This window comes from Lysobacter enzymogenes (genome assembly GCF_017355525.1).
GTDB lineage: Bacteria > Pseudomonadota > Gammaproteobacteria > Xanthomonadales > Xanthomonadaceae > Lysobacter > Lysobacter enzymogenes_C.
Genome location: NZ_CP067395.1, coordinates 2794397 through 2806177, shown reverse-complemented (window position 1 = coordinate 2806177; position 11781 = coordinate 2794397). Strand labels below are relative to the sequence as shown.

At 69.4% G+C, this 11781-nt stretch carries 9 protein-coding genes; 4 read left to right on the top strand and 5 right to left on the bottom strand.

Annotated features, from left to right (window positions below):
• Positions 1–148: 148 nt before the first annotated feature.
• The 4 genes from JHW38_RS11650 to JHW38_RS11635 form a co-directional block, all read right to left on the bottom strand.
• Entirely contained in the window at positions 149–1174 is a 1026-nt protein-coding gene (locus JHW38_RS11650; RefSeq protein WP_207526064.1) for a DUF2785 domain-containing protein, read from the bottom strand.
• A 113-nt stretch (positions 1175–1287) separates the two neighbouring features.
• Complete coding sequence (locus JHW38_RS11645) at positions 1288–4053, bottom strand: valine--tRNA ligase (protein ID WP_207526063.1); 2766 nt, start codon at positions 4051–4053, stop codon at positions 1288–1290.
• A gap of 186 nt (positions 4054–4239) precedes the next feature.
• Complete coding sequence (locus tag JHW38_RS11640) at positions 4240–4665, bottom strand: DNA polymerase III subunit chi (RefSeq protein ID WP_207526062.1); 426 nt, start codon at positions 4663–4665, stop codon at positions 4240–4242.
• A 112-nt stretch (positions 4666–4777) separates the two neighbouring features.
• Entirely contained in the window at positions 4778–6244 is a 1467-nt protein-coding gene (locus JHW38_RS11635) for a leucyl aminopeptidase (RefSeq protein ID WP_207526061.1), read from the bottom strand.
• A 300-nt stretch (positions 6245–6544) separates the two neighbouring features.
• On the opposite strand from JHW38_RS11635, the gene lptF reads away from it, so the two are divergent.
• Both lptF and lptG read left to right on the top strand, forming a co-directional pair.
• Positions 6545–7627: an LPS export ABC transporter permease LptF gene (lptF, locus tag JHW38_RS11630; RefSeq protein WP_207526060.1), complete on the top strand. Its 1083-nt coding sequence runs from the start codon at positions 6545–6547 to the stop codon at positions 7625–7627.
• Entirely contained in the window at positions 7624–8724 is a 1101-nt protein-coding gene (gene lptG, locus JHW38_RS11625) for an LPS export ABC transporter permease LptG (RefSeq protein ID WP_207526059.1), read from the top strand. Before lptF ends, lptG begins: the two co-directional genes overlap by 4 nt.
• 293 nt (positions 8725–9017) lie before the next feature.
• Here the strand turns inward: lptG and JHW38_RS11620 are convergent, their stop codons facing one another.
• Positions 9018–9506, bottom strand: a complete 489-nt coding sequence (locus JHW38_RS11620) for an RDD family protein (RefSeq protein ID WP_207526058.1) — start codon at positions 9504–9506, stop codon at positions 9018–9020.
• 197 nt (positions 9507–9703) lie between these two features.
• On the opposite strand from JHW38_RS11620, the gene xerD reads away from it, so the two are divergent.
• Together xerD and JHW38_RS11610 are read left to right on the top strand one after the other, a co-directional pair.
• On the top strand, positions 9704–10648 hold the full coding sequence (gene xerD / locus JHW38_RS11615; RefSeq protein ID WP_207526057.1) for a site-specific tyrosine recombinase XerD: 945 nt from the start codon (positions 9704–9706) through the stop codon (positions 10646–10648).
• Positions 10649–10859: 211 nt separating this feature from the next.
• A complete protein-coding gene (locus JHW38_RS11610) occupies positions 10860–11717 on the top strand; it encodes a DsbC family protein (RefSeq protein WP_207526056.1) in 858 nt (285 codons plus the stop codon).
• Positions 11718–11781 lie beyond the last annotated feature (64 nt).

The window sequence follows — 11781 nt, the reverse complement described above, 5'->3', positions numbered from 1 at the left end:
CGGGGATGACGGCTTGTGAGAGCGCAACGCAACCTACCTACCGTCATTCCCGCGAACGCGGGAATCCAGGGCTTCATCGAGGCATGACTCTGGAGTCTCTGGATGTTCGGCTTCGCCGAAGTTTCATCGCCAAGCCAAACATCGCGACTCAATCCAGCCGCTTCAACGCCGCCTCGGCCGCGGCCCCCAACGCGCGAACCCGCGCATCCTCGCTGCGCCCGGCCAGCCAATGCACCTGCAACAAGAACGCGCGCAGATCGTGGCGGCGGCCGAGCCAACCCGCGTAGTCGCTACGATCGAGCGCGCCGACTTTGGCGCCGAGCGCAGCGAAAAAATCCTGCCAGCGCTTCTCGGCCCAGCCGGCGCGCGCGGCCGCGGACAGCAACGGCCGCGCCAGCCGTTCGGGTTCGCCGAATACGTAGGCGTGGCCCGACGCGGGCACGGCCTGAGTCGCGATCGCGACGACGATGCGCTGCTGCTGCGCCGGTTCCAACGCGGGATTCAGGCTCAGCTGCAACAGCCAGTCGGCGCCGTGGGCGACGCCGTGGCGCCAGCCGGCGCGCGCCTCGTAGCCGCGATAATCGCGCACCGATTCGAGATAAGCCGCGGCGCGTTCGAGCATCGCCGCGCGTTCGCGCGCGTCCATCCACGGCGCGATCCGGTCGGTGCGCGCGATCTCCGACAAGACCAGGGCGGCGAACGGTTTGCCGAAGCCGTCGCCGTCGGCGCCGTCGAGCCGCGCGTACAGCGCGTCGCGCAGTCCGCGCAGCGTCGCGGCATCGAAATCGCCGGCGCGCAGCCACTGGCTCAGCGCTTCGAAAGCGGTGCCGTCGCGCAGTTCCGGGTCGGGGTCGGACAGGCAGGCGAGCAGGCCTTGCGCCAGCGCGCGCTGGGCAGCCGGATCGGGCAGGGCGAATCGCCTTGCCTTGAGCGCGGCCAGCGACGCGGCGTCGTAGCCGGCGGGCGGGCAGGGCGCGGGCTTTGCGGCAGGAGCGGCCTCGGCGGGAGAAGACCTAGCAGAGGCGGACTTGGCAGAAGCCGGCCCGGCGGGGACAAGCTCGGCGGAAGCCGGCTCGCCAGAAGCCGGCTCGGCAGAAGCGGACGCAGCCACGGCGGGCGCGGCGAAAGCGAACGCCGCCAGCAGGCCGGCGCACAACAGCGGGGCAGGGCGCATGCGGATCCCCAAACGAAAACGGCGACCCAGACTAGGCCGCCGTTTTCCTGCGCCGCAAGAGCCGCTTGGCCCGCGCGCGCCGCAGTTCGCGGCGCGATCGGTCCCGTCGCCGCTCAGTCCAGCTTGGCGCGCTGGGCCTTGAGCTCCTCGAGCATCGCGGCCCAGTCGACCAGGCGCTTGCGCTCCTGCTCGACCACCGCCGGCGGCGCGTTCTGCACGAAGGTGTCGCCGGCCAGCTTGGCCTTGGACTTGGCCAGCTCGCCTTCGACGTTCTTGATCGCCTTGTCCAGGCGCACGCGCTCGGCGTCGAGCTTGTCCGCCGGCAGCGGCACCAGCAGGGTCAGCTCGCCGACCACCGCCGGCGCGGCCGGCGGCGCCGAGGCCGCGTCGTCGATGAACTCGATCCGGTCGAGCTTGACCAGGAACCGCAGCTGCGCGTCGAAGCGCGCGGCGCGCTCGCGGTCGCTGCCGTCGCCCTTGGCCAGCAGCAACGAGACCTGATCGGCCGGCTTGACGTTGAGCTCGCTGCGCACCTTGCGCAGCGCCGAGACCATCGCCTTGAGCCATTCCACGTCGCCCTCGGCCTGGGCGAAATCGCCCTGCGCTTCGCCGGCGCGCGGATACGGCCGCAGCATCACCGTGGTTTCGGCCACGCCGAGCTTCGGCGCGATCTGCTGCCACAGCTCGTCGGTCACGAACGGAATCAGCGGATGCAGCAGCGCCAGCAGGCGTTCGAGCACGTACAGCAAGGTGTGGCGGGTGCTGTCGGCGGCGGTGCGGTCCTCGCCCTGCAAGGCCGGCTTGGCCAGTTCGACGAACCAGTCGCAGTAGGCGTTCCAGGCGAATTCGTACAGGCACTGGGTCAGCAGGTCGAAGCGGTACGCGGCGAAGTACTCGGCCGCCTCGGCCGCGGTCTTGTCCAGGCGCGCGAGGATCCAGCGCTCGGCGTCGGTCTTGGGCTGCGGCGCGCCGCTGAAACCGGCGCCGTCGGTGTTCATCAGCACGAAGCGGGTGGCGTTCCACAGCTTGTTGCAGAAGTTCTTGTAGCCCTCGGCGCGGCCGAGGTCGAACTTGATGTCGCGGCCGTGGGTCGCCAGCGCGGCGATGGTGAAGCGCAGCGCGTCGGCGCCGAACGCCGGGATGCCTTCGGGGAATTCCTTGCGCGTGGCCTTTTCGATTTTCTCGGCCATCTTCGGCTGCATCAGCCCGGCGGTGCGCTTGGCGACCAGGTCCTCGAGCGGAATGCCGTCGATCAGGTCGAGCGGATCGAGCACGTTGCCCTTGGACTTGGACATTTTCTGCCCGTCCTTGTCGCGCACCAGGCCGTGCATGTACACGTCCTTGAACGGCACCACGCCGACGAAGTGGTCGGTCAGCATGATCATGCGCGCGACCCAGAAGAAGATGATGTCGAAGCCGGTCACCAGCACGCTGGTCGGCAGGTAGCGCTCGTAGCCGCGCGCGCCCATCGCCGCTTCGTCGGGCCAGCCCAGGGTGCTGAACGGCCACAGGCCGGACGAGAACCAGGTCTCCAGCACGTCGTTGTCCTGGCGCAGCGCGACGTCCGCGCCGAGCCCGGCGCGCGCGCGCGCGTCGGCTTCGTCGCGGCCGACGTAGATCTTGCCGGCGTCGTCGTACCACGCCGGGATGCGGTGGCCCCACCACAGCTGGCGGCTGATGCACCAATCCTGGATGTTCTCCATCCAGTGGCGGTAGGTGTTGATCCAGTTGCCCGGAACGAAGCGCACTTCGCCGCTTTCGACGATCTCCAGGCCGCGCGCGGCCAAGCCGTCCATCTTCACGAACCACTGGTCGGTCAGATACGGCTCGATGACCTGGTTGGTGCGGTCGCCGCGCGGCACCTGCAGCTTGTGGTCCTTGGTCTCGACCAGCAGGCCCAGCGCTTCCAGATCGGCGAGCACCGCCTTGCGCGCGTCGAAGCGGTCCAGCCCGACGTACTTCGCCGGCGCGCTGTCGTTGACCTTGGCGTCGGGGGTGAAGATGTTGATCAGCGGTAGGTTGTGCCGCTGGCCGACTGCGTAGTCGTTGAAGTCGTGCGCCGGGGTGACCTTGACCACGCCGGTGCCGAACTCGCGGTCGACGTAGGCGTCGGCGATGACCGGAATCTCGCGCTCGCTCAGCGGCAGCCTGACGGTCTTGCCGATCAGGTGCTGGTAGCGCTCGTCGTCGGGATGGACCATCACCGCGGTGTCGCCGAGCATGGTTTCCGGACGCGTGGTCGCGACCACCAGGGTCGCGCTGCCGTCGCTGAGCGGATACGAGATCGACCACAGGAAGCCGTTCTCCTCCTCGTTGACGACTTCAAGATCCGAGATCGCGGTCTTCAGCACCGGATCCCAGTTGACCAGGCGCTGGCCGCGGTAGATCAGGCCCTGCTCGTGCATGCGCACGAACGCCTCGACCACCGCGTTGGAAGCGATCGGATCCATCGTGAACATCGAGCGCGACCAGTCGCCGGACGCGCCGAGGCGGCGCATCTGCCGTTCGATGGTGCCGCCGGAATGCTGCTTCCACTCCCACACCTTCTCGATGAAGCCGTCGCGGCCGAGACCGTCGCGGGTCAGCCCTTCCTGGCCGAGATTGCGCGCGACCACCATCTCGGTGGCGATGCCGGCGTGGTCGGTGCCCATCTGCCACAGCGCATCGCAGCCGAGCATGCGGTGATAGCGGATCAGCGCGTCCTGCAAGGTGTGCTGGAACGCGTGGCCCATGTGCAGGGTGCCGGTGACGTTCGGCGGCGGCAGCAGGATCGAATACGCCGGGCCCTCGCCGCGCGGCTTGAATACGCCGCTGCTTTCCCACTGTTCGTACAGGCGGGCTTCGAACTGTTTGGGATCGTAGCTGGAGTCGAGGGACATAGTGTGGTCGGTATCTGAGGGGATGGGACGGGGACGCGAAAGCGGGAAGAACGATGAAGCGGGAAAAGCGGTAAAGCGGGGTTAGGGAACTGAGGGGTCGGGCGGAGCAAAGCAGAGCAAACGAACGTCAACGAACCCACAGTTCCCCAACCCCGTTTTTGCCTTTCCCGCCTCTCCCCGCTCCACCTACATATCGTGCTTGTTCAACTGCAACCCGCGCGCCTGATACTGCTTCCAGCGCTCGCGCAGCGGGCCGCGCGCGCTGTCGTCGGCGGGGACGACTTCCAGTACGCGCTCGAAGCCGTCGGCCACCGCGGCGTCGCGCAGGTTGATGACCAGCGGGCGCAGCGCCGCGTCGCTGTCGGGCGCGGCGATCAGCACGTCGGCTTCGTCCTCGTCCTCGTCCAGGCCGGCGATCTGGTGCGGGATGTAGGCGTCTTCGCCCATGTCCCACAGCAGGTCGTCGAGCTGTTCGGCCTGCTCGGCGCTGCGCGCCAGGATCAGGGTCGGCAGGTTGGCGGCGTGGGCCTTGCGCGCCAGCTCGCAGACCAACCGCAGCGGTTCTTGTTTGAAGCGCGGCGATTGGATCAGGTAGAAGTCGGCGCGGGGCATAAGGCTTCAGTCGAGGAGATGAAGGGAACCACGGGAGCGGGGAAGGGGAAGCGCAACGAAACCGCCATCGCCCGCTTCCCGCGTTCCTCGTCGTTGCCTGGACGCGCGTGGATCAATTGCGCTCGAGCAGCCACTGCGACAGCAGGCCGACCGGCCGGCCCGTCGCCAGGCCGCGCTTGCCTTCTTCGTTGGATACGCCGGCGATGTCCAGGTGCGCCCAGCGCTGGCCTTCGGTGAAGCGGGCCAGGAAGCAGCCGGCGGTGATCGCGCCGGCCCAGCGGCCGCCGATGTTGTAGACGTCGGCGAAGGTCGAATCGAGCTGGGTCTGGTATTCGTCCCACAGCGGCAGGCGCCAGGCGCGGTCGAACACCTGTTCGCCGGCGCCGAGCAGTTCGGCGGCGAGGTCGTCGTCCTTGCTCATCAGGCCGGTCGCGAACTTGCCCAGGGCGACCACGCAGGCGCCGGTCAGGGTCGCCACGTCGAGCAGCGCCTGCGGTTCGAAACGTTGCGCGTAGGTCAGCGCGTCGCACAGGATCAGGCGGCCTTCGGCGTCGGTGTTGCCGACTTCGATGGTCTTGCCGGACATGCTGGTCAGCACGTCGGACGGGCGGTAGGCGTCGGCGTCGGGCATGTTCTCCACCGCCGGCACGATCACCACCAGGTTGATTGGCAGCTGCATGCCGACGGCCGAGACGAACGCGCCCATCACCGAGGCCGCGCCGCACATGTCGAACTTCATCTCCTCGATGCCGCCCTGGACCTTGAGGTTGATGCCGCCGGTGTCGAAGGTGATGCCCTTGCCGACCATCACATAAGGCTTGGCGTCGCCGCCGTTGTTGTACTTCAGCACGATGAGCTTGGGCGGATTGGCCGAGCCGCGCGCGACCGCGAGCAGCGAGCCCATGCCGAGTTCCTGCATCTGCGCGCGGTCGAGCACTTCGCATTCGGTGTTGCCGAAGCGGGCGGCGAACTCGCTCGCCTGCTGGGCCAGGTAGGCCGGGTTGCAGACGTTCGGCGGCAGGTTGCCGAGCTCGCGCGCGAACTGCACGCCGGCGGCGATGGCCTGGCCGTGGGCGAGCGCGGCGTCGTCGCCGCCGGCGATCGAGAGCTTGCGCAGGCCCGGCTCGTCTTTCTTCTTGCCGAGCGTGGCGGTGTAGCGGTAGCAGGCGTGGTCGGCGGCGATCGCGGCCTGGCGGATCGCCCAGCCGGCGTCGCGGCCGGCGACGGGTTCTTCGCTGAGGGTCAGCAGCGCGTGCGCGACCGGGCCGGCCTTGAGCGCGCGGGCCGCATCGCCCACCGCCTTGAGGTACTGGGCCACGCCGAACTTGCCGGCTTCGCCCAGGCCCACCACCAGCACGCGCGGCGAGGCCACGCCGGGGACGTCGTGCAGCAAGGCGGTCTTGCCGGTCTTGCCGCTGATGTCGCCGCGCTCGAGCAGCACGGTCAGGCGCCCGCCGCTGGCTTCATCCAGCGTTCGCGCGGCGGCGGTCAGGGTCTTGTCGGCGAAGGCGCCTACCACGACGCAATCGGTTTGAGCGGCGGCCGCAGCGTCGCGGTTCAGGTCGAATTCGAGGGTCATCCAACAGATTCCCGAGCAGATAAGAAGGTGAGTACGTACAATCGTCCGGCTGTGCCGAGGCCGATCCTGAGAACGCATGCCCTGCGGCATGCCTTGCGGGGCGGGCCGCGGAACCGGCGGACGGCCGGCGACGCGGGCGCTTGAGGACTCGCGACCGGGGCCCGGCCCGCCTTGGCGTCCGGAGCCTGGATCGAACCGGTCTCCGGGCGGCGAAGGCTGGCCCGCCGTCGAACGAACCCCCGAGTTTAAAGCAAGCCCGCCCGATGCCGAAGCCCATTCCGAAGCGCGCCCTCACGCCTCATGCAGAAGCTTGACCGTTACCTGACCGGCGAATTCGCCCAGGCGATCTTCGCCACCCTGGTGGTGTTGCTGATCGTCTGCGTCGGCGGCGCCTTCACCGACGTGCTCGAGGACATCGCCAAGGGCAAGGTCCCGGCCGGCCTGATGCTGGTCCAGCTGGGCCTGGTGCTGATCAAGTGGCTGCCGCTGATCCTGCCGCTGGCGCTGATGCTGGGGCTGATGCTCGGCATGGGCCGGCTGTACCGCGATTCGGAAATGCCGGTGATCGCCTCGGTCGGCGTCGGCCCGCGCCGGCTGCTCAAGCCGCTGCTGCTGGTGGCCGGGCCGATCGTGCTGGTGGTCGGCGCCTGCTCGCTGTGGCTGGGCCCGTGGGCCGACCGCTCCTCGCGCCAGATGATCAACGAGGCCAACCGCAGCCTGGTCGTGGCCGGGCTGGAGCCGGGCGCCTTCACCGGCCTGCCCAACGGCGGCGGGGTGATCTACGTCGGCGGCATGTCCAACGACGGCAAGAGCTTCGACCGGGTCTTCATCTACCGCAACAAGCCCGACCGGCGCGACATCACCACCTCCAAGACCGGCCGCCTGACCGTCGACGCCAGCGGCGAGCGCTACCTGACCCTGGACGACGGCTTCGAAGTCGAAGGCCCGGCCGACCAGGGCCTGAACTACCGGCTGATGCGCTACAAGCGCAACGACGTGCTGCTGCCGGCGAACGAGGACCGCTACGATCCCAAATCGCCGGAAATGCTGACCACCCTGCAACTGGTCGGCGATCCGCGCCCGGAAGCCTGGGCCCAGCTCAACTACCGCCTGACCCCGCCGTTGCTGGCGCTGGCCTTCGCCCTGCTGGCGATCCCGCTGGCGCGCAGCACCCCGCGTCAGGCCCGCTACGGCAGCATGCTGATCGGCTTTTTGGCCTACCTGATCGGTTTCAACTTCATGATGATGGGCACCGGCTGGCTCGAGGACGGCAAGATTCCGAGCCTGCTCGGCTTGTGGTGGCTGAGCCTGCCGCTGTTGGCGGTGGCGCTGTGGATGTACCTGCGCGACGGCCGCCTGGGCTGGCGGAGGGCGCGCGCATGAAGCCGTTCCCGAAGATCCACGACATCTACGTCGGCAAGGTGGTGCTGAGCACCGTGCTGCTGACCTGGGCGGTGCTGCTGGGCCTGGACTTCATGCTCAGCTTCGTCGGCGAATTCGGCGATATCGGCAAGGGCCGCTACGGCATCATGCAGGCGCTGGCCTACATGGCCCTGACCGTGCCGCGCCGCGCCTACGCGCTGTTCCCCTACGCCTCGGTGGTCGGTTCGCTGATGGCGCTGGGCCAGCTGGCCTCGACCTCGGAGCTGACCGTGCTGCGCGCGGTCGGCCTGTCGCGGCGCCGGCTGAGCCTGGCGGTCGCCGGCGCGCTGACGATCCTGACCCTGGCGATGGTGGTCAACGGCGAGACCGTGGCGCCGGAAGCGCAGCGCCGCGCCGAGGGCCTCAAGGCCGCGGCCAAGTCCAACAACCAGGTCGTGGCCGAGTATTCCGGCCTGTGGGCGCGCGAGGGCGATGTGATCCTGGCCGCCTCGCAGGGCCAGGAGCGCAGTCAGGGCGCCGACCGTTGGCTGGAACTGCGCAACGTCAACCTGTACCAGTTCGGCCCGGACGGGCGGCTGGCGTCGATTGCGGTCGCCGGCATCGCCGAGCACCGCCCCGGCGGCTGGCTGCTGCGCGACGTCACCCGCATCACCTTCCACGAGAAATCGGCGGAGAAGAAGCACGTCGCCGAGGAGCGCTGGCAGTCCAAGCTGGACAGCTCGGCGCTGATGAGCGGGACCAACCGGCCGCGCTATCTCAGCGCCGCCGCCCTGCACAAGGCGATCGAAGACCGCCAGCGCAACCAGCTCGACGCGGCCGAGTTCGAAGCCCACTACTGGGGCCGCTGGTTCTACCCGCTCAACGTGCTGGCGCTGTGTCTGGCCGCGGTGCCGTTCGCGTTCGGCAGCCTGCGCAGCGGCGGCATGAGCAAGCGCTTGTTCATCGGCATCGTGTTCGCGCTGATGTTCTGGCTGCTGCAAAACCAGTTCGTCGAACTGGCCAAGGTGTTCCGCTTCGACTTCCGTCTGGCGTATCTGGGGCCGACGGTGGTGATGCTGTCGGTGTCGGCGTTCTTGTTCCGACGGCGGTCCGGTTAGTCGTCACGTCGCGGCCGCCGCTTCCTGTAGGAGCGGCGCGAGCCGCGACCGCGCCGCCTCGACGGCCGGCGCGACTACGATCCCCTCGCAACGACGGGCAAGGCGGCTTGCGTCGCGGTTGCGATGTCGCGGTCGCGGCTCGCGCCGCTCCTACAGGGAGCGGCCGATGCAGCGCAGCTTTTTGTAGGGGCGGCGCAAGCCGCGACCGCGCCACCGCAACGGCCGGCGCGATTCCGATTTCCGCGTAACGACGGGCATCGCAGCCGCGATGCTGCAGTAGAGGAAGCCGCCGATCAGCGCGGGCGTTTGGGCAGGCGCACCGTGCGCGTACCGCTGGCGCGGTCGTGCCAGGTCAGCCGCTCGCGGTCGAACCACGCCCACCAGAATCCGAGCCCGCCGAGCAGCAGCGACAGCGCGCCGACCGCGTAGCGCAGCCACAGCGCTTTCCAGCCCGGCGCGCCGCCGTCGGCGGCGACGACCCGCAGCCGCCACGGCCGCATGCCCAGGGTCTGGCCGCCGCGGCGCCAGCTCATCGTGGCGTAGCCGCCGGCGGCGAGCCAGCACAGCGTCCATTCGGCGAACCACCACGCGGTCAGCGGACGGATGTTCTCGTGGGTGTCGTGGCCGGCGACGGTGAACAGCACCACCATCGCCGCGCCGATCAGCATCCACAGCGCCAGCACCGGCCAGAAGTCGTACAGCAGCGACAGCAGGCGCCAGCCGATCAGCGCGGCGGGGCGGTCGGGCGGGGCGGTGGCGGTGTCGGCGGCGGGTGCGGTCATCGCGTCAGGATAAAGGCAGGAGGTAGCGGATAGGAGTTGGGAGATAGCGAAATGCAGGAGCTAGCGGATAGGAACTGGGAGACGGCGAAAGGAAGGAAGCAGCGGATAGGCGTTGGGAGGTAGCTACAGCGCAGGTCGCCGGCGGTTGCCTTTCGCTGTCTCCCAACTCCTGTCCGCTATCTCCTAAGCTTGGCGCCATGACCGCCACTCCCGCCGAACGCCGCACCCAGGCGATGTCGCTGCCGCCGCTGCAACAGGCCGACGCCGACGCGATCGCGTCGTTCCTGGATGCGATCTGGGCCGAAAGCGGCCTGGCCCAGCAGACCCTGCACAGCTACCGCCGCGACCTCGAAGGCCTGGCGCGCTGGCGCGACGGCGCGGGCCTGGCCGCGGCCGATCGCGCGGCGTTGTTCGACTATCTGTCCTGGCGCACCCGCGAAGGCTATTCGCCGCGCAGCAACGCGCGCCTGTTGTCGGCGCTGCGTGCGTTCTACGCGTTCCGCCTGCGCCGCGGCCTGCGCCGCGACGACCCGACCGCGCTGCTGGCGCCGCCGAAGCTGCCGCGTTCGCTGCCCAAGGCGCTGGCCGAAAGCCAGATCGACGCGCTGCTGGCCGCGCCCGACGCGGACGCGCCGCTGGGCCTGCGCGACCGCGCCATGCTCGAGCTGATGTACGCCTGCGGCCTGCGCGTCAGCGAACTGGTGCATCTGCCGGCGACCGCGCTGAACCTGCGCCAGGGCGTGCTGCGGGTCATGGGCAAGGGCAGCAAGGAACGGCTGGTGCCGCTCGGCGAGGAGGCGCAGCACTGGCTGGAGCGCTATCTGGCCCAGTCGCGGCCGAAACTCGCCGGCAAGCGCGCGCTGGCGCCGCTGTTCGTCGAGGCCAGCGGCGAAGCGCCGAGCCGGCAGGCGTTCTGGCATCTGGTCAAGCGCTACGCCGCGGTGGCCGGGATCGATCCGGCCCGGATCAGCCCGCACGGTTTGCGCCACAGCTTCGCCACCCATCTGCTCAACCGCGGCGCCGACTTGCGCGCGCTGCAGATGCTGCTCGGCCACAGTTCGCTGTCGACGACCCAGATCTACACCCTGGTCGCGCGCGAGCAGCTCAAGCGCCTGCATTCGAAACATCATCCGCGTGGCTGAATAGGTTTCGCGTCGCACGCGCGGCGGCCGCGTATGTCCGCGTGTGTCCGCGTTCGCGTGGCCGGCGGCGATGTCTTGCGAACGACAGGCGCGCCGCGCCTGCGTGATCCGGCCCACGGAAACGCGAACCGTCCGTCGCCGCGCGCGTCGTGGCGGTGAACTCCGCTGTTCCGAATCGGTCGATTGGCTCGTCCGCCCGGGAGACACCGCAATGCAGCGCATGCTTTTCGTCGTATTCGCGATTCTCAGCCTGCCCGCCTGCGCCCAGGCGCCGCAGCCGGCCCGGGTCGAGCCGGCCGCCGCCGCGCCCGCGATCGGTTCCGCGCCCGCCGTCGCCGCCGGCAGCGCCGATGCGCGCGCGATCGCGGCGGTGCGCGCGCTCAATCGCGCGGCCGATATCGAAAAGGTCGGGCCGGCGCCGCTGCCGGGCTTTCGCGAAGCGCTGGTGCAGGGGCAGGTGGTCTATGTCAGCGACGACGGCGAATACCTATTTCTGCCCGGTACCGGCGGCGCACTGTTCAACATCAAGGCCCAACGCAACCTGACCCAGGACAGCATCGCGGCGGTGCGCCGCGAGCTGATCAAGACGATCCCGGCGAGCGAGCGCATCGTGTTCGCGCCGGCCGATCCCAAGTACACGGTCACGGTGTTCACCGATGCCGAATGCGGCTATTGCCGCAAGCTGCACAGCGAGATCGCCGAGTACAACCGCCACGGCATCGCGGTGGAATACGTGGCGTTCCCGCGCATGGGCATCGGCAGCGAGGACTACAGGAAGATGGTGTCGGTGTGGTGCGCGGCCGACCGCCGCAAGGCCCTGACCGACATCAAGGCCGGCCGCAACCTGCCGGCCGCGACGTGCAAAAACCCGGTCGAGCAGCATTACCGGATCGGCGAGCGCATCGGCGTCGGCACGTTCGGTACGCCGAGCGTGCTCAACGCCGACGGCGTCCAGCTCGGCGGTTACCTGCCGCCGGCGCAACTGCGCGAGGCCTTGGACAAGCTGGCGGCGCAGGCTGCGGTTCCGCCGGCCAATCCGGCGCCGGCCGCAGCGGCTGGCGACCGTTGAGCTGCAGCGAACCGCTCACTGCGATCCGCGCAGACCCGCGTTGCGTCGCGCCTGCCCGCAGCGG

Excerpts from the sequence above, each read along its gene's own strand:
- JHW38_RS11650 (WP_207526064.1), bottom strand. The coding sequence starts at position 1,174 with ATGCGCCCTGCCCCGCTGTTGTGCGCCGGCCTGCTGGCGGCGTTCGCT.
- JHW38_RS11645 (WP_207526063.1), bottom strand. The coding sequence starts at position 4,053 with ATGTCCCTCGACTCCAGCTACGATCCCAAACAGTTCGAAGCCCGCCTG.
- JHW38_RS11640 (WP_207526062.1), bottom strand. The coding sequence starts at position 4,665 with ATGCCCCGCGCCGACTTCTACCTGATCCAATCGCCGCGCTTCAAACAA.
- JHW38_RS11635 (WP_207526061.1), bottom strand. The coding sequence starts at position 6,244 with ATGACCCTCGAATTCGACCTGAACCGCGACGCTGCGGCCGCCGCTCAA.
- lptF (WP_207526060.1), top strand. The coding sequence starts at position 6,545 with ATGCAGAAGCTTGACCGTTACCTGACCGGCGAATTCGCCCAGGCGATC.
- lptG (WP_207526059.1), top strand. The coding sequence starts at position 7,624 with ATGAAGCCGTTCCCGAAGATCCACGACATCTACGTCGGCAAGGTGGTG.
- JHW38_RS11620 (WP_207526058.1), bottom strand. The coding sequence starts at position 9,506 with ATGACCGCACCCGCCGCCGACACCGCCACCGCCCCGCCCGACCGCCCC.
- xerD (WP_207526057.1), top strand. The coding sequence starts at position 9,704 with ATGACCGCCACTCCCGCCGAACGCCGCACCCAGGCGATGTCGCTGCCG.
- JHW38_RS11610 (WP_207526056.1), top strand. The coding sequence starts at position 10,860 with ATGCAGCGCATGCTTTTCGTCGTATTCGCGATTCTCAGCCTGCCCGCC.